A 16,250-nucleotide genomic window follows, 5' to 3' on the forward strand; every position below is an offset into this window, starting at 1 on the left:
CCGGGATGCCGTCAGTATTTCCCGGGCTCGATCCTGCCGGCTATTCCCGCCACCGGCTGCACGACAGCGAACGGATGTGGCCGGAAACCAACTGCTATATCGATCTGTGGATCGAGGTGCTGAACACGCTCGGCCTGCCGCCAGAGGCGATGCTCGGCTTCACCATGGGGCAGGATTTCGAGGGCGACCAGTTCACCTTCTTCAAGGTGCCGCTGGAGGACCTCGAGGCGCTCTATGGCATCCGCTGCACCGAACTTGCCATCTACGACGACGTCGAACGGCATCTGGCGGTGCAGATCGCGCGCGGGCGGCTTTGCCTCGTCGAGATGGATTCGTTCTATATGCCGGATACGCAAGGCGTCGCCTACCGTACCGAGCACGGCAAGACGACGGTGGCGATCAACAGGCTAGACCCGGTTGCCCGCGAACTCGATTATTTCCACAATGGCGGCTTTTTCCGGCTCTCCGGCGAGGACTTCTATGGCGTTTTCCAGCGACACCTGCCGGAAGGTGCGCCGCCGTTCCTGCCCTATACGGAATTCGCTAAATTGCCGCTGCAGCCGCCGGCCGAAGCTGAAATCCGCCGGACGGCCCGTCGCCTGCTGGGAGCCCATTTTGCCCGGCGCCCGCGCGACAACCCGATCCGCGCCTTTGCGACGGTGTTTGCCGCCCAGGTCGAGGCGATTTCCGAGAGGCCGTTCGGCGTGTTCCACAAATATGCTTTCAACACGCTGCGTCAGGTTGGCGCAAATTTCGAACTCGGCGGCAGCCATCTCGACTGGATGTCGCCGGAATTCGCGGCTGCAAGTGCGCAAGCCCGGCGGCTATCCGAGGCTGCAAAATCGGTGCAGTTCCAGATCGCCCGGGCGGTGACGCGGCGGAAATTCGAGCCGCTGCAGACGGCGCTTGATCCGGTGGCGGATGCATGGGATGCCATGGTCGGGCTTCTGGAACGACAGGTCTGAAACGGGCAATGGCAATCGAGGGGCGTTTGGCAGGCATCGGCGCTGAGGAGACGCTGCTGGGCGAGGGCTGGACCCTTGTCCTCACCGCTCCCGGCGAATGGCAGACGCCCGCCGACGTGTCGTTGGGTGCAGCCTTCATCCCGGCCACGGTGCCCGGCACCGTCGCAGAAGCGCTGGAGAAGGCGGGCCTCTTCGACCGCGAGCATCCGGAACCACTGAACGATCGTGATGCTTGGTATTTCTGCCGGCTGGTCGACGCAGCGCCTGGCGATGCCGTGCTACGCCTTGCCGGTCTTGCGACACTCTGCGAGGTCTTCCTCAACGGCGTCATGCTTCTGCCCAGCGAGAGCATGTTCGAAAGCCATGACCTGCCGGTCACCTTGCTCGGCGGCGACGAGCTGGGCTTATGTTTTCGGGCGCTGGCGCCAAGGCTTGCAGAGCCCGGTCCACGCGCCCGCTGGCGGCCACAGATGATCGTGCCGCAGGGGCTGCGCATGGTCCGCACGACGCTGCTCGGCCATATGCCGGGCTGGTGCCCCGAGATTCATGCCGTCGGCCCCTGGCGGCCGATATCGCTGCTGCGGCCGGGGCCCGTCGCTATCCGCGATCTCGTCCTGCGACCTGAACTCAGCGAGAGCGGCGAGGGGCGGCTGCATGTTTCCCTGTCGGTGGAGGGTAAGGTCAGCGCCATCGTACTTTCCTGCGCCGGGGCCGAGCAAAACCTTGAAAGCGATGGCAAAGGCCATTGGGCGGCGACGCTGACGATCCCCGCCGTCCGTCCGTGGTGGCCGAATAGCCATGGGAGGCCTGATCTCCACGATGTGGCCCTCGTCATCGACGGTGTGGTCCACACCGCCGGCCGCACCGGATTTCGCCGCATCGAAGTCGATCGCGGTGCCGATGGCCGGGATTTCGCCCTCGTCGTCAATGGCGAGCGCATTTTTTGCCGGGGTGCGGTCTGGACTAGCGCCGATATCGTCCGGCTGCCCGGCGACCGTGCCGCCTATGAGCCGTGGCTGCGGCTGGCGGCAGAGGCCGGCATGAACATGGTGCGGATCGGCGGCACGATGGTCTATGAGACGCCGGAGTTCTTCGGGCTTTGCGACGAGCTCGGGATTCTTGTCTGGCAGGACATGATGTTTGCCAATTTCGATTATCCGAAAACCGACAAGACATTTCATGCGCATGTCGAGAGGGAGGCCGCCGGATTTCTCGACGCCATCAGCTTGTCGCCGTCGCTGGCCGTCATCTGCGGCGGCAGTGAAATGTACCAGCAGGCGGCGATGATGGGACTGCCGCAGCGGTTCTGGATGAACCCGGTAACGGAGGAGATCCTGCCGGCCGTCGCCGAGGCAAGGCGCCCGGACGTGCCCTATGTCGCCAACTCCCCCGTCGGTGGCGCCATGCCGTTCTCGCCCGATACAGGCGTGACCCATTACTATGGCGTCGGCGCCTATCTCAGGCCGCTCGACGATGCCCGTCGCGCCCATGTCCGTTTCGCAGCCGAAAGCCTCGCCTTCGCCAATGTGCCGCAGCAACGCACGCTCGATGCGCATCTGCCCGCTCCCGCCGTCCACAGCCCGCAATGGAAGGCCCGTGTACCGCGCGACCGCAGCGCTTCCTGGGATTTCGAGGATGTCCGCGATCACTATCTGCAGGAACTCTACGGTTTCGATCCGGCCCGATTGCGCCGCGAGGACCCCAATCTCTATCTCGACCTTTCGCGCGCCACCACCGGCGAGGTGGTGGAGGCGACCTATGGCGAGTGGCGGCGCACGGGCTCGAGCTGCAGTGGCGCGCTGGTCTGGACGCTGCAGGACCTCCTGCCCGGCCCCGGCTGGGGGGTGATCGATGCGACAGGCGAGCCAAAGCCGGTCTGGTATGCGATGCGCCGTGCGTTCCGGCCGGTGCAGGTGCTGATGACCGACGAGGGCACCAACGGGCTTACCGTGCATGTCATCAACGAGACTGCTGCGCCGCTTGCGCTGGAACTCGAGGTTTCCGCCCTGCGCGACGGCCGCCAGGTTGTCGTCAGCGGCCGGCGCGAGTTGACGCTCGATGCCCGTTCCAGCCAGGAGATCGCCTGCACCAATCTGTTCGGTGCCTTCTTCGACACCACCTATGCCTTTCGTTTCGGACCGCCGTCGCACGATGTCACCGTTGCCCGCCTGCGGTCGCTGGTATCGGACCCGAAGATACCAGGCGCGATCCAGGCGGAGGCCTTTCACTTCCCGCTCGGCAGGGCTAGGGCCTTTCACGCGCCCGGTATCGTTGCGGCGGTTGTCTTTGAGGATGGCGCATGGTTCGTCGATCTCGAATGCGAGCGGTTCGCCCAGTCCGTCCATATCGAGGCGGAGGGTTTCAGGGCCGAGGACGACTGGTTTCACCTCGCGCCAGGGGCGCCACGTCGCGTCAAGCTCATCCCGAGGGATGCCGGCGTGGTCGATAGACCGCCGGCCGTGCAGATCGGCACGATCAGCAGCCGGCATATCGTCTCGATCTGACGTAGAGAGCGGCGCCGGCGTAGCTATCGTGCGTCAGGCGAGTTCGCCGTAAACGCATATCGGCACACGTTCAAGGTCTGGCAGCACGTTGTCATACAGCGCACCATAGCGCTCGGCGACCTTGTCCCAGGCATAGCTGCGGGCGATGCCGAGCAGTTCTTCGCGAATGCCTGTTCCCTGCGCTACAAGGCGCGCAAAGGCGGCTTCGAGGGCCTTTGCCGACCGTTGCGCCCCGGAAAAATCGGTTAGCATCAGGACCGGATGGGCTGTGGCGAGCGCCCGGAAGGTGTCGTTGCTGTTGAGCACGGGCAGCAGGCCGGCGCTCATGGCCTCGATGACGGCAAGCCTCGAGCCGGCGCTATCCGAGGCCGATGCAAAAAGCGAGGCGCGGGCCATCGTGTTTCGGATGGTACAATGGTCGTCCGAGGCTTGCAGCGAGACATGCCGCGACAGGCCACGCGACCGGATGTCAGCGTTGAGCGACTGGCCATCAAGACCGGAGGGCGTGCCGATAATGTCGAGATGCCAGTCTGGATGGCGCGGGGCGAGCACCTGCATCACATCGAGCAGCCGGTCGAGCCGGGCTTCCGACGACAGCCCGCCGATGGTGACGATCCGGCGACGGGTATCGAGAGCGGCGCAGTTGGCGAACTTCGCGACGTCGGCGCCGCTGCCGATCGACGTCGCGCGGTTGCCAACGATGGTGTCGAAAAGCCGGTGGTCCGGCTCGCTGCTGCAGGCAATGCGACTATAGGCCTTGCAGGAGCGGCGCGTCACGAGGCTGAACCACAGCTTCTTCATCTCTTCGTGTCGGCTTGCGTGCCGGACGTTGCAGCTGATGGTCGCGATAAGCGGTCGCCGATGTAGAAACCTGCCCCAGGCCAGAGCATCGAAGCAGAAGTCGACCCCGTGGACATGGACCAGGTCGGCATCAGCGATATGCCTGAAGACCTCGAGCGCCGCAGGATAGACGCTGTTGCCGGGACCGGTAATCCGCACGATCTCGAGACCGTCTATCGTGTCCCGCGCTGGCCGGTTGCCGGCGATTCCGGAAGCCGGGTTCTCGCAGGTGACGACGCGGATACGGTAGCGGCGCGATAGCTGGCGGCAGAGCATGGCGACGGCGTCCGTGCCCTCGCCGTCAGGCAGCAACTCGCGCACCACATGGACGATCAGGGGTCGTCGTTCGTCCGGAATTTTGAAATCGCGGCCATGAGCCTGCGCCAATGTCATCGGTCCACCCTCGCGCCAAAGTTCGATCTCCGGCTTGACACGCGTCGTGTCTGTCTCGGGTCAGCAAATCATTGCGCCAGTTAAGGAAGCGCTAAATTGCCTCGGTCGCCGGCGGATACGGCGGGAAAGGGTTAATGCGACCCTGAGGCAAGGTATGCTTGGTATGGCCGGATTGTGGGCGGCGCGTCGTCAGAAGGCCCGGAAGGTCAGCGTCGTCAGCGAGCGGACGATGCCCGGGATATTGGCGATGGTGTCGTTGATGAATTTGCCGATGTCCTGGTCCTCGCCGACATAGACCTTCATCAGGAGGTCGTAGTCGCCGCTGGTCGAATAGAGCTCGGAAACGAGCTCCGTCTGGTAGATGGCATCGGCGACCTCGTAGGTCTTGCCGGGGGCGCATTGCAGCTGAACGAAAATGGGCTTCATGGCTCTATCCTGGCACATTTGAGACAAACGATGTGCCTGCCTGCATATCCGCGTAACCCGCCGCAATCAAGCAAACCCGCATCCTTCAGCCTTCGCGGGTGCAAGGATAAGGGACGCTGGATCCGACTGAGACCGGCCCATCCTGATTGCCAGAGTGAGAGGAGTACCCCCATCAGAACAGCGAGCGCAGTGCTGTAAATCCTCGTCCTACGAAGTCGCCGAAGAAGTATGGGCCGAGGCCCCACACGGCGGTCCAGAGTGCGGCGCCGATGATGTTGGCAATGAGGAAGCGGGCCCATGGCATGCCCATCGAGCCAGCGATCAGGCCGTTGAGCTGCCGCAGGAGAATGAAGAAACGCGCGGTGACGACGATGATCGGACCGCGAACCCGAAAGATCTCCTCGAACTTGTGCAGCCTTTCCGGTGTCAGGCGCACCATCCAGCCATACTTTTCCAGTAGCGGCCTTCCGCCATAATGGCCGATCAGGTAGCCGGTGAAATCGCCGGCGACGGCCGCGACCCAGACGACAAAAAAGACGCTGACGATGTTCAACTCGCCTCGGGATGCGAGCAGCGAAGCGCTGACGAGGGCGCTCTCGCCGGGAAGCGGTGCGCCGAGCGATTCGAAGTAGATGATCAGGAAGAGCGTCAGCAGGCCGTATTCGTGAAGGAAAGGCTGGATCGACGACCAGGCATCATGCAGGAAGCTCAAGGGCGGCCCTCGGGGTCACGGGTTCGATGCCAGATGCCTATCCCACTCCCGGCCGGCAGGCCAGACGGGAGCGGGAAATTTTGCGCGAAGGCGAGATCAGAACGTCGCGGTGACTGGATCCGGACCGATGCGGCCGCCGGGGGTGTCGAGCGTGTCGATCTGCTTCAGGTCATCGGCATCGAGCTTGAAGTCGAATACCTTGAAGTTTTCGGCAATGCGGCTCGGGGTGACCGACTTCGGAATGACGATCAGGCCAGCGTCGATGTGCCAGCGGATGATCACCTGCGCCGGCGTGCGACCGTACTTGCCGGCGATCTTTCCGATCACGGCGTTATCGAGCAGCTTGCCCTGGCCGAGCGGGCTCCAGGACTGGGTCTTGATGCCGAGTGCCTCATGGGTCTCGCGCAGCGCCCGCTGCTGGAAATCCGGATGCAGTTCGATCTGGTTGAGAACAGGCGTAACACCGGTCTCGCCGATGATGCGGTTCAGGTGTTCGGCAGCGAAGTTGGAGACGCCGATCGACTTTGCCCGGCCTTCGCTGTGCAGCTGGACGAACGCCTTCCAGGTGTCGAGATACCGGTCCTTGGATGGTGCCGGCCAATGGATGAGGTAGAGGTCGACATAGTCGGTGCCGAGGCGCTTCAGGCTCTCGTCGAAGGCCTTCAACGTGCTGTCGAAGCCCTGTGCGTCGTTCCAGAGCTTGGTGGTGAGGAAGATATCCTTGCGGTCGACACCGGAGGAGCGGATGCCCTCGCCGACGCCCTCTTCGTTGCCATAGATGGCGGCGGTGTCGATATGACGGTAGCCGGCCTCGATCGCGGCGCGCACGGCCGGTGCGGCTGTCTCGTTCGGCGTCTGCCAGACGCCGAGCCCGACCTGGGGAATGGAACGGCCGTCGTTAAACGTGATGCTGGTTTGATCGGTCACACTGTCTCTCCGGAAATGATGTTCAATCGGAATGCGGGGCGGCGCGAACCGACTGCGGTCCGGCGCCTAGCCCCGCCGGCTCAAAGGCCGACGCCTTTCATATAGGTCGCGTCCGACGTTTATCACCCCTCCCTGAGAGCGGTGGCTAAAGCACGCGCACGACGCTGTCCTTGCCGACATGGGAGAGCAAGCGGCGCATGTGTGGCAGGCTGACGGCAATACAGCCGGCTGTCGGCTCGAAACCCGGGCGGATCAGGTGAAAGAAGATCGCCGAGCCGCGATTGCGCTGCCGCACTGAAATATTCCAGTCGAGCACGAGGCAGATGTCATACACCCCGTCACCGCGCATCATCTCCTCGTGACCGGCGCGAAAGGGTGCCTTGACCAGCGTGTTGTAGCTGGCGTGGCCTGGATCGTCGCACCACAGCATGCCTGGCCGGATACGGCGCATGGCAAGCATCGTCGCCGGCATCATGACGCGGTCGCCTCGCGCGAAGCCCGAGATAAGTCGCATCGACGCGATCGGCGTTGCGCCATCACCCTCGCGCTTGCGCACGGTCCTGCCGTTTCGTCCGATTGCGGCCGGCACGACGACCCCGTCGAAGGCGACAAGCGCGCGGCTGCGGTTTCCCGGCGCAGGGCGAACGGTGATGATCGTGCTGCGTGTGGCTGGCTGCTGCCTTGCTTTACCCATCTTTCTCAAGTGTTCTCTCTCGCCCGGTCGATCTGTTGATGAAACTCTAGCAGTTTCAAGGGGACGACCAAGCGGCAAGCGTGCCTTCGCTTGCCAAAAACGCAATTTGGCGTAAGCCTTTAATCGGATCGAACCACACAAGGACGAGAGCCGTATGACCGCACGCACCATTCTACTGGTGGACGATGACACCGATCTGCGCGAGATGCTGGTCGAACAATTGTCGCTTTACGAGGAATTCACTGTCCTGCAGGAAGCCAATGCCGGCAAGGGCATAGCTACAGCCCGCGCCACAGCCATCGACCTGCTGATCATGGATGTCGGCTTGCCGGATATGGATGGCCGCGAGGCCGTCAAGCTGCTGCGCAAGGGCGGCTTCAAGCCACCGATCATCATGCTGACCGGCCACGACACGGACTCGGACACGATCCTGGGTCTAGAAGCCGGCGCCAACGATTACGTTACCAAGCCGTTCCGCTTCGCCGTGCTTCTCGCCCGTGTCCGTGCGCAGTTGCGCCAGCACGAGCAGAGCGAAGATGCGACCTTCACCGTCGGCCGCTATCTGTTCAAGCCGAGCCAGAAGCTGCTGACCACGGAAGACGGGCAGAAGATCCGCCTGACCGAGAAGGAAGCGGCAATTATCCGCTATCTCTACCGCGCCGAGCAGAAGGTCGTCACCCGCGATATCCTGCTCGAAGAAGTCTGGGGCTACAATTCCGGCGTCACCACCCACACGCTGGAAACCCACGTCTACCGCCTGCGCCAGAAGATCGAGCGTGATCCATCGAATGCCGAAATTCTGGTAACGGAAAACGGCGGCTACAAGATCATCCCGTAAGGCGTTTCCGATGGCCCTCAGTGACGATATCCAGCTGTTTTCGCAACTGCCGCTTTTCCAGGGCATGGGCGAGGATCAACTGCGGCTGATCGCCTTCGGGGCCGATCGGCGGCACATCGCTGCCGGCCAGACCCTGTTTCGCGAGCGGTCGCCGGCCGAATGCGCCTATGTGGTGGCCAGCGGCCGTTTCGAACTGACGACGCAGGATGGAAAAGGCGCATCGCGGGTCGAAGCTCTCGTAGAGGCGGGCACGCTGTTGTCCGAGCTGGCGCTGGTAACGCTGGTCGAGCGCAAATACACGGCCATCGCGCTTGAGGATTCGACCGTCGTTCGCATCACCCGGGCGCTGTTTCACCGGCTGATCGAGGAATATCCCGAGGCAGCGCAGCTTATCGAACGCCGGGTGCGCGACAATTTCAATATCATGGTCAATCAGGCGGTCGCGATGCTCGACCGCTTTTCATAAGGACGGCTCAGAGATCGAAATGCGCCGTCACCGGCACGTGATCGGATGGCCTGTCCCAGCCGCGCGCCTCTTTGAGGATGTCGATGCGCTGTAGCAGGGGCCCGAGATCGGCCGATCCCCAGATATGGTCGAGGCGGCGACCGCGATTGGCCTCCTCCCAGTCCTTGGCGCGGTAGCTCCACCAGGTGTAGAGCTTTTCGCTGGCCGGCACCGTCTGGCGCATGAGATCAACCCAGGCTCCACCCCTGATCACCTCCAGCAGGCCTTCCGTCTCGACGGGCGTATGGCTGACGATCTTCAGCAGCTGCTTGTGCGACCAGACATCGTTCTCGAGCGGCGCGATGTTGAGATCGCCGACGAGGATGGCAGAGGTGTCGGGCTCGGCATTGGCATGCAGCTGCTTCATCTCCTCGATGAAATCGAGCTTGTGACCGAATTTCGGGTTGATCGTCCGGTCCGGCTCGTCGCCGCCGGCCGGCACGTAGAAATTATGCAGCCGCACCCGACGGCCGCCACGCTCGAAAATCGCCGAGATATGCCGGGCATCGCCGACGCCGCAGAAATCTTGGCGATGATCCTCGACGAGCGGGATGCGCGAGGCGATGGCAACGCCGTGATAGCCCTTCTGGCCGTGGATGATGATGTGCTCGTAGCCCATGGCGCGCAGCGGCGCCAACGGGAAGAGATCGTTGATGACCTTGGTTTCCTGAAGGCAAAGAATGTCCGGCTGCTGCTGCATCACCAGCTTTTCGATGATCGGCATGCGCAGCCGCACCGAATTGATATTCCACGTGGTGATCGAAAAGCTCATGCCATGCCTCTTGAATGGATGGCCATGGCTTAGACCGAGCAGCAATGAAAGGAAACTGCCAGAACGGCGAAAAACAAAGGGCGGCCGCTCGCCGCGACCGCCCCGACAGAGAAGATGAAAAGGTTCAGTGGCGGGCGCTGGTGTCGCTCGGAATCTTGAACACGCTTTCGTCGAAGGCAACGTTGGTCTTGACGTTGCTGATAACGACCGACGTGTCCTTGCCCTGGTTGTCTGTCACCGTCCACTGGCGCAGATCGTAGGTCTTGGAATCGAACATCATGGTGATGGTCGAATCGCCGAAGATCGTCCGGCTGCCGAGCACGATGGTGGTAAGCGTCGGTTCAACCTTGACGCTGCGCACCATGTCGGCCGAAAGGTCGATCTTGCTGGCGAGCAGCAGCGTCAACGGCGTCTTTGACAGCGGATAGGTGTTCCAGGTCTTCAGCTGCGAATTGCCGACCACGACATTGTAACCGTCGGAGATTACCCGCATCGGCGATGGATCGTCGTAGTTGAAGCGCATCTTGCCCGGCCGCTCGATAAAGAACCGGCCGCCGGTCTGGTCGCCACGCGGACCGAACTGCACGAACGAGCCCTGCATGGTCTTGGTTGCGGAGAAGTGGTCGGCAATGGCCTGGGCCAGCGCCGGCGGCGGCGCATTGGAGGTTGCCTGGGCGAAGGCGTTGAACGGCAAGGCGGCAGCCACGAGTCCGACAGCGCAGGCGCCGATGAAATGGCGGCGCGTCAGCTGCAACGGGCTGCGTGCGACGGCGCCGACTTCAGTCTTTTTCATTAAAATCTCCTTTGCCGATCTCTATGGCGCTGAAAACCGGCGGCTTCATGACCTTTTCGGCGACATACATAGGGCGCACGGTCAATTTGCCGAGAGCCTTAGTAGCCCCAGCCGGACAACCCGACGATACTTGCTAGCGGTCGAGGATATCGGCTTCCGTCGGCACCAGGATCTCGCGCTTTCCGGCATGGTTGGCCGGGCCGATGATGCCTTCCTGCTCCATCCGCTCGATCAGCGAGGCGGCGCGGTTATAGCCGATGCCGAGACGGCGCTGGACATAGGATGTCGAGGCCTTGCCGTCGCGCAGTACCACAGCCACGGCCTGGTCGTAGGGATCGTCCGAATCCGACAGGTTACCGGTGCCGACTGGACCGTCGCCATCCTCGTCGTCCTCATCGCTGTCTGCGGTGATGGCGTCGAGATATTGCGGCGAGCCCTGCGTCTTCAGATAGGCGACGATGTCCTCGACCTCGCCATCGGCAACGAAGGGGCCGTGAACGCGCTGTATGCGACCGCCGCCGGCCATGTAGAGCATGTCGCCCATGCCGAGCAGCTGTTCGGCACCCTGTTCGCCGAGGATGGTGCGGCTGTCGATCTTCGAAGTCACCTGGAAGGAAATGCGCGTCGGGAAGTTTGCCTTGATCGTGCCGGTGATGACATCGACGGAGGGACGCTGCGTTGCCATGATGACGTGGATACCTGCGGCACGCGCCATCTGCGCCAGGCGCTGCACGGCGCCTTCGATATCTTTGCCGGCGACCATCATCAGGTCGGCCATCTCGTCGATGATGACGACGATGTAGGGAAGCGGCTTCAGGTCGAACTCTTCCGTTTCGTACATAGCCTCGCCGGTCGCCCGGTCGAAGCCCGTCTGCACGGTGCGCGAAATCGCCTCGCCCTTGGCAGCAGCCTGCTCGACGCGGGTATTGAAGCCGTCGATATTGCGCACGCCGATCTTCGACATCTTCTTGTAGCGCTCTTCCATCTCGCGGACGGTCCACTTGAGCGCCACGACGGCCTTTTTTGGATCGGTGACGACGGGCGACAACAGATGCGGGATGCCGTCATAGACGGAGAGTTCGAGCATTTTCGGATCGATCATGATCAGGCGGCACTGCTCCGGCGTCATCCGGTAGAGCAGCGACAGGATCATCGTGTTGATCGCCACCGACTTGCCCGAGCCGGTGGTGCCGGCGACCAGCAGATGCGGCATCTTGGCGAGGTCTGCAATGACGGGTTCGCCACCGATGGTCTTGCCGAGTGCCATGGCGAGCTTCGCCTTGGAGGTCTCGAAATCCCGCGACGCGATCATCTCGCGCAGATAGACGGTTTCGCGGATATTGTTCGGCAATTCGATGCCGATGGCATTGCGGCCGGGGACGACGGCAACACGGGCAGCAATCGCGCTCATCGAGCGGGCGATATCGTCGGCAAGGCCGATGACGCGCGAGGACTTGATACCGGGCGCCGGCTCCAGCTCGTAGAGCGTGACGACGGGACCCGGGCGGACATGGATGATTTCGCCTTTGACGCCGAAATCTTCCAGCACGCCTTCGAGCATGCGGGCGTTCTGTTCCAGCGCATCGGCCGACAGCGTCGAATCGCGCACCACGGCTTTCGGTTCGGCTAACAGGTGCACGGCCGGCAGCTGGAAGCCCTGGGGACGTATGAACGAGGTCTGCGCCTCGCGCTCGGCGCGAATGCCGGGTTTCGGGCGCGGTGCCGGCGGAATGACGCGGTGGCCGGCGTTGGAAGGCGAAGCTCGGGAGCCGATAGGGCGGATGACGTCGTCGTCATCGGGCAGAATGCCGGCAGGACGGCGCGGATCGACGTCGAACGGTACATCATTGTCGTCGTCGTCATGGTCTGCGTCGCCGACGGAAATCGGGGGTGCCGAGATGACGCGGCGCGACGGACTGCCATCCATGGACGGCTCGAGCCGCTCGCTGCGGCTGGCTGCTGTCTTGGCGCGGGCAGGCTCGTTCAGGCGACCGAATTCGTCGTCGTTGAAATCGTAAGGGGCGTCGAAGGCGTGGTCGCGCCGCTGGCGGGGACCCATGCCGAACAGCCGGCGCAGGCGCGCCTTGGCATTGTACCACATGTGAATGACGACGCCGAAGGCAAGAAACCGCGGCTCGTCATCCTCCGCATCGTCACCGACGGCGCGCATGCGGCTGGGGATATCGTCTTCCTCGTCCTCTTCGAAGTCGAAATCGTCGATGCTGTTACCGATCAGGCCTGCCGCAAACAGCATGCACCAAATGGCAGGCACGGCAAAGACGGTGCCAACGACGGCGCCGAACACGCCGCTTGGATAGGCGCCGACGAACAAGGCCGGAAAGCGCAGGATCATGTCTCCGATGACGCCGCCGATGCCGTTCGGGATCGGCCAGGTGAGCGGCTCCGGCAGGCAGCCGACGGCAGCGGCGGCAAGTGCTGCACCGCCGACCCAGGCTGCTAGGCGGGCAGGCAGGCGGTGAAGCTTGCGACCGGAGACGAGGGCAAGGGCCCAGGCGACGACCGGCAACATGACGATGACGCTGGAGAGCCCCAGCGCCTGCATGACGACATCGGCGAAGATGGCGCCGTAGGCACCGAGGATATTGGTGGGCGCATTGCTGGTGGCGTAGGAATAGCTCGGGTCCATCACGTTCCAGGTCGCCAGCGCGGCAACTGCCAGCGCCAGAAAGAAGAACAAGACGAAACCGGCGAGCCCGGTAATCTGCCGGATCACGAATGTCGAGAGCGTGAAGCGGACGGGACGACCGTCCAATGCTGGCGAATTGCTTCTGCCCATAATGCTTAAGCCCGTCTGTTGGCGATGATCGGACGAATCGACGCAATGCCGATCATTCAATACGTCAGCCCCACCTAACCAGACGAGGGTTAAAGCGGCGTTAACCATGCTTGACGCGCTGGCTCATTCCACGAAAAAGGCCCGAACCGGAGGCTCGGGCCAAAGACGACCTATCTTTCGATCGGACGCGACGGGAGGATCAGCCTTGCCGAAGACGTAGCTTCGGCAGGACGGTCTCTCGGATTACGATGCGTGGTAGGCGGCTTCGCCGTGCGAGGCAAGGTCGAGGCCTTCGCGCTCGGCTTCGACCGTGACGCGCAGGCCAACGATGACATCGACAACCTTGTAGAGGATGAGCGAGCCAACGCCGCACCAGACGATGGTGGTCAGGACAGCGGTCGCCTGGACCATAAGCTGGCTGCTCATGGTGACGCCTTCGGCATAGCCGACGCCGCCGAGCGATGCACTGGCGAAGATGCCTGTTGCCAGCGCGCCGAAGATACCACCGATGCAGTGGACGCCGAACACGTCAGCCGTGTCGTCGTAGCCGAACTTGTTCTTCACCACAGAGACGAAGAAGTAGCACAGCGGCGAGACGATGAGGCCGAGTACGATGGCTCCCATCGGGCCGACGATGCCGGCAGCCGGTGTAACGGCAACCAGACCGGCAACCATGCCGGACGCGCCGCCGAGCATCGAAGCCTTGCCGCGTGTCAGTGTTTCGACCAGCGACCAAGAAACGATGGCGGCGGCAGTGGCGATGAAGGTGTTGACGGTAGCAAGCATTGCGCCGCCGGAAGCTTCAAGGTTGGAGCCGGCATTGAAGCCGAACCAGCCGACCCAGAGCATGGAAGCGCCGACCATGGTCAATGTCATGGAGTGCGGAGCCATCATGTCCTTGCCGTAGCCTGTGCGCTTGCCGATGAGCAGGGCGCCGCAGATACCGGCAACACCGGCATTGATGTGCACGACGGTACCGCCAGCGAAATCGAGGGCGCCCATCTTGAACAGGAAGCCGTTCGAGTCCCAGACCATGTGGGCGATCGGGAAGTAGACGAAGGTAACCCACAATGCGCAGAACAGCACCGAGGCCGAGAACTTGATGCGTTCGGCATAGGCCCCGATGATCAGCGCCGGCGTGATGGCGGCGAAGGTCATCTGGAAGAGCATGAAGATGAATTCAGGAATGACGACGCCCTTGGAGAAGGTTGCCGCCGTGGTCGTGGTGTTGACGCCCGACAGGAACATCTTAGCCGTGCCGCCCCAGTAAGGGCTGGTGCCGCCGCCGAAGGCGAAGGAGTAACCGTAGATAACCCAGATCAACATGACAGTAGCGCCGATGACGGTGCACTGCATCAGCACGGAAAGCATGTTCTTCGAGCGGACGAGGCCGCCGTAGAAAAGTGCGAGGCCGGGAACGAGCATGAACAGGACGAGGATCGTCGAGATGAACATGAAGGCGGTATCGCCCTTGTCAGGCACCGGGGCAGCGGCAACCGCGGTTGCGGCAGCATCGGTCGCCGTCTGCGCGAACGCAATCACCGGCGCGAGCAGAGCGGCAGAAGCGACGCCCAGCCCTGTCAGCGTGGAAGACAACTTGGAAAGAGACATTGCGGAAAACTCCCTGATCGGCCGTGACTTACAGCGCTTCTGAATCGGTTTCGCCGGTACGGATACGCACGGCATGGTCAATCGAATAAACAAAGATCTTGCCGTCGCCGATCTGGCCGGTCTTGGCAGATGCGGCAATGGCTTCGACTGCCTTGTCGACGATCTCGGTGGAGACCGCGACTTCGATTTTCAGTTTCGGAAGGAAGCTGACCGCATATTCCGTGCCGCGATAGATTTCGGTGTGCCCCTTCTGACGCCCGTAGCCCTTCACTTCCGTCACGGTCAGGCCCTGAATGCCGACCGCCGTGAGAGCCTCACGGACCTCATCGAGCTTGAACGGCTTGATAATGGCCATCACAATTTTCATCTGGTTCCCATCCTTTGTTACCCTCGGCACAGGCCGACCCTTCTCGACGCCGACCATCGAATGGGCAGCGACTGGTCTTCTACATTCAAAGGCCGTGCCAGATTCAAATCAGCCATTAAGCCGTTGAAAATCAATGGGATAAAAACACATCCCCAAAAATGAGGCAATTTCGGCGTCTGAAAGCGAGCAAATATAAGGCAAATTTACGATTTTGCACGTTAATTAGGCATTTGCCTTTTTCCGAATCAAGCCTTCCTGGGCGACGGAGGCAATCAGCACGCCTGACCGGTTAAAAAGGCTTCCCCTGGCCAGTCCACGCGCTCCGGAGGCGCTCGGACTGTCCTGAGTGTAAAGAAGCCAATCGTCCAGCGCGCACGGACGGTGGAACCACATGGCGTGATCGATGCTCGCCACCTGGAGGCTGGGATCGAATATCGATGTGCCGTGCGCAAACAGCGCGCCGTCGAGAAGCGTCATGTCCGACAGGTAGGCCAGCACGGCCGCCTGGTAATGGCGGTCGTCCGGCACCGGGCCGGTCGCGCGCACCCACACGTCCTGCTGCGGATCGAGCTTGGTGTTGGAAAAATAATGCGTCAGCGACACCGGCCGGATCTCGATCGGCCTCGGTTGTTCCCAGTACCTGCGGATCGAGGCCGGCGCCTGGGCGAGATATTTCTCCTTGATCTCCTGTTCCCCGAGGAGTTCTTCCGGCGCCGGTCGCGCGGGCATGGCAATCTGGTGATCGTAGCCGGGCTCATCGATCTGGAACGAGGCCGACATCGAGAAGATCGCCTGGCCGTGCTGGATGGCAAGCACGCGCCGGGTGGCAAAGCTGCCGCCGTCACGCAGCCGTTCGACCTGGTAGAGGATCGGCACGGAGGGATCGCCGGGTCGCATGAAGTAGCCGTGCAGGGAGTGGATGTGACGGTGGGCATCCACCGTGCGCTGCGCCGCCATGACGGCCTGGCCGACCACCTGGCCGCCGAACACCCGCTGCCAGCCGACATCAGGAGAGACGCCACGGAAAAGATTGACCTCGATGGCCTCCAGATCCAGCGTCGAGAGCAATTGTTCCATGGCGGCGGAATGGGGGTGGCGCGACATAA

The 16,250-nt window shown here is 62.5% G+C and carries 15 protein-coding genes and 1 pseudogene; 4 read left to right on the forward strand and 12 right to left on the reverse strand.

Annotation, left to right across the window (positions count from 1 at the left end):
- Positions 1-5: 5 nt before the first annotated feature.
- Positions 6-965 carry a DUF1839 family protein gene (locus tag EQW76_RS12045; RefSeq protein WP_202617165.1) on the forward strand — a complete coding sequence of 320 codons (960 nt, stop codon included), beginning with the start codon at positions 6-8 and terminating at the stop codon, positions 963-965.
- 14 nt (positions 966-979) lie between these two features.
- A complete protein-coding gene (locus EQW76_RS12050; protein ID WP_142824856.1) occupies positions 980-3,469 on the forward strand; it encodes a glycoside hydrolase family 2 protein in 2,490 nt (829 codons plus the stop codon).
- Positions 3,470-3,502: 33 nt separating this feature from the next.
- On the opposite strand, the gene EQW76_RS12055 is transcribed toward EQW76_RS12050, so the two are convergent.
- From EQW76_RS12055 to EQW76_RS12075, 5 genes are all read right to left on the reverse strand, one after another.
- On the reverse strand, positions 3,503-4,702 hold the full coding sequence (locus tag EQW76_RS12055) for a glycosyltransferase family 4 protein (protein ID WP_142824631.1): 1,200 nt from the start codon (positions 4,700-4,702) through the stop codon (positions 3,503-3,505).
- Positions 4,703-4,891: 189 nt separating this feature from the next.
- A complete protein-coding gene (locus EQW76_RS12060) occupies positions 4,892-5,128 on the reverse strand; it encodes an Lrp/AsnC ligand binding domain-containing protein (protein ID WP_111219583.1) in 237 nt (78 codons plus the stop codon).
- Positions 5,129-5,300: 172 nt separating this feature from the next.
- The gene (locus EQW76_RS12065; protein ID WP_142824632.1) at positions 5,301-5,840 is read right to left on the reverse strand and encodes a DedA family protein; all 540 of its coding nucleotides are present in this window, start codon (positions 5,838-5,840) and stop codon (positions 5,301-5,303) included.
- Between the two features lie 96 nt (positions 5,841-5,936).
- On the reverse strand, positions 5,937-6,767 hold the full coding sequence (locus EQW76_RS12070) for an aldo/keto reductase (RefSeq protein ID WP_142824633.1): 831 nt from the start codon (positions 6,765-6,767) through the stop codon (positions 5,937-5,939).
- Between the two features lie 145 nt (positions 6,768-6,912).
- Positions 6,913-7,461, reverse strand: coding sequence for a L,D-transpeptidase family protein (locus EQW76_RS12075; protein ID WP_142824857.1), 549 nt, complete (start codon positions 7,459-7,461; stop codon positions 6,913-6,915).
- Positions 7,462-7,615: 154 nt separating this feature from the next.
- Between EQW76_RS12075 and EQW76_RS12080 the strand changes: the two genes are divergently transcribed.
- Both EQW76_RS12080 and EQW76_RS12085 read left to right on the forward strand, forming a co-directional pair.
- On the forward strand, positions 7,616-8,299 hold the full coding sequence (locus tag EQW76_RS12080; RefSeq protein WP_142824634.1) for a response regulator transcription factor: 684 nt from the start codon (positions 7,616-7,618) through the stop codon (positions 8,297-8,299).
- Between the two features lie 10 nt (positions 8,300-8,309).
- Positions 8,310-8,765, forward strand: a complete 456-nt coding sequence (locus EQW76_RS12085; RefSeq protein WP_111219592.1) for a cyclic nucleotide-binding domain-containing protein — start codon at positions 8,310-8,312, stop codon at positions 8,763-8,765.
- Between the two features lie 7 nt (positions 8,766-8,772).
- Here EQW76_RS12085 and EQW76_RS12090 read toward each other — a convergent pair whose 3' ends face one another.
- The 7 genes and pseudogenes from EQW76_RS12090 to tesB form a co-directional block, all read right to left on the reverse strand.
- Positions 8,773-9,576 (reverse strand): exodeoxyribonuclease III, encoded by an 804-nt coding sequence (locus EQW76_RS12090; protein ID WP_142824635.1) that lies wholly within the window; start codon positions 9,574-9,576, stop codon positions 8,773-8,775.
- Positions 9,577-9,700: 124 nt separating this feature from the next.
- Positions 9,701-10,177, reverse strand: a complete 477-nt coding sequence (locus tag EQW76_RS12095; RefSeq protein WP_348539567.1) for an outer membrane lipoprotein carrier protein LolA — start codon at positions 10,175-10,177, stop codon at positions 9,701-9,703.
- A gap of 82 nt (positions 10,178-10,259) precedes the next feature.
- Positions 10,260-10,313: pseudogene (locus tag EQW76_RS30230) on the reverse strand (hypothetical protein); the annotation flags it as partial.
- 189 nt (positions 10,314-10,502) lie between these two features.
- Positions 10,503-13,166, reverse strand: a complete 2,664-nt coding sequence (locus tag EQW76_RS12100; RefSeq protein WP_142824637.1) for a DNA translocase FtsK — start codon at positions 13,164-13,166, stop codon at positions 10,503-10,505.
- Between the two features lie 243 nt (positions 13,167-13,409).
- Entirely contained in the window at positions 13,410-14,777 is a 1,368-nt protein-coding gene (locus EQW76_RS12105; RefSeq protein WP_142824638.1) for an ammonium transporter, read from the reverse strand.
- A gap of 28 nt (positions 14,778-14,805) precedes the next feature.
- Positions 14,806-15,144: a P-II family nitrogen regulator gene (locus tag EQW76_RS12110; protein ID WP_111220017.1), complete on the reverse strand. Its 339-nt coding sequence runs from the start codon at positions 15,142-15,144 to the stop codon at positions 14,806-14,808.
- 222 nt (positions 15,145-15,366) lie between these two features.
- Positions 15,367-16,248, reverse strand: a complete 882-nt coding sequence (tesB, locus tag EQW76_RS12115; RefSeq protein ID WP_142824639.1) for an acyl-CoA thioesterase II — start codon at positions 16,246-16,248, stop codon at positions 15,367-15,369.
- Positions 16,249-16,250 lie beyond the last annotated feature (2 nt).

The sequence above is a fragment of the Rhizobium sp. rho-13.1 genome (assembly GCF_007000305.1).
GTDB classification, from domain to species: Bacteria; Pseudomonadota; Alphaproteobacteria; order Rhizobiales; family Rhizobiaceae; genus Rhizobium; species Rhizobium rhododendri.

What these genes read in the sequence shown, in the direction of transcription:
- EQW76_RS12095 (WP_348539567.1), bottom strand. Translation starts at nt 10,177, where the DNA reads ATGCAGGGCTCGTTCGTGCAGTTCGGTCCGCGTGGCGACCAGACCGGC.
- EQW76_RS12085 (WP_111219592.1), top strand. Translation starts at nt 8,310, where the DNA reads ATGGCCCTCAGTGACGATATCCAGCTGTTTTCGCAACTGCCGCTTTTC.
- tesB (WP_142824639.1), bottom strand. Translation starts at nt 16,248, where the DNA reads ATGTCGCGCCACCCCCATTCCGCCGCCATGGAACAATTGCTCTCGACG.
- EQW76_RS12075 (WP_142824857.1), bottom strand. Translation starts at nt 7,461, where the DNA reads ATGGGTAAAGCAAGGCAGCAGCCAGCCACACGCAGCACGATCATCACC.
- EQW76_RS12100 (WP_142824637.1), bottom strand. Translation starts at nt 13,166, where the DNA reads ATGGGCAGAAGCAATTCGCCAGCATTGGACGGTCGTCCCGTCCGCTTC.
- EQW76_RS12055 (WP_142824631.1), bottom strand. Translation starts at nt 4,702, where the DNA reads ATGACATTGGCGCAGGCTCATGGCCGCGATTTCAAAATTCCGGACGAA.
- EQW76_RS12090 (WP_142824635.1), bottom strand. Translation starts at nt 9,576, where the DNA reads ATGAGCTTTTCGATCACCACGTGGAATATCAATTCGGTGCGGCTGCGC.
- EQW76_RS12045 (WP_202617165.1), top strand. Translation starts at nt 6, where the DNA reads ATGCCGTCAGTATTTCCCGGGCTCGATCCTGCCGGCTATTCCCGCCAC.
- EQW76_RS12080 (WP_142824634.1), top strand. Translation starts at nt 7,616, where the DNA reads ATGACCGCACGCACCATTCTACTGGTGGACGATGACACCGATCTGCGC.
- EQW76_RS12110 (WP_111220017.1), bottom strand. Translation starts at nt 15,144, where the DNA reads ATGAAAATTGTGATGGCCATTATCAAGCCGTTCAAGCTCGATGAGGTC.
- EQW76_RS12105 (WP_142824638.1), bottom strand. Translation starts at nt 14,777, where the DNA reads ATGTCTCTTTCCAAGTTGTCTTCCACGCTGACAGGGCTGGGCGTCGCT.
- EQW76_RS12060 (WP_111219583.1), bottom strand. Translation starts at nt 5,128, where the DNA reads ATGAAGCCCATTTTCGTTCAGCTGCAATGCGCCCCCGGCAAGACCTAC.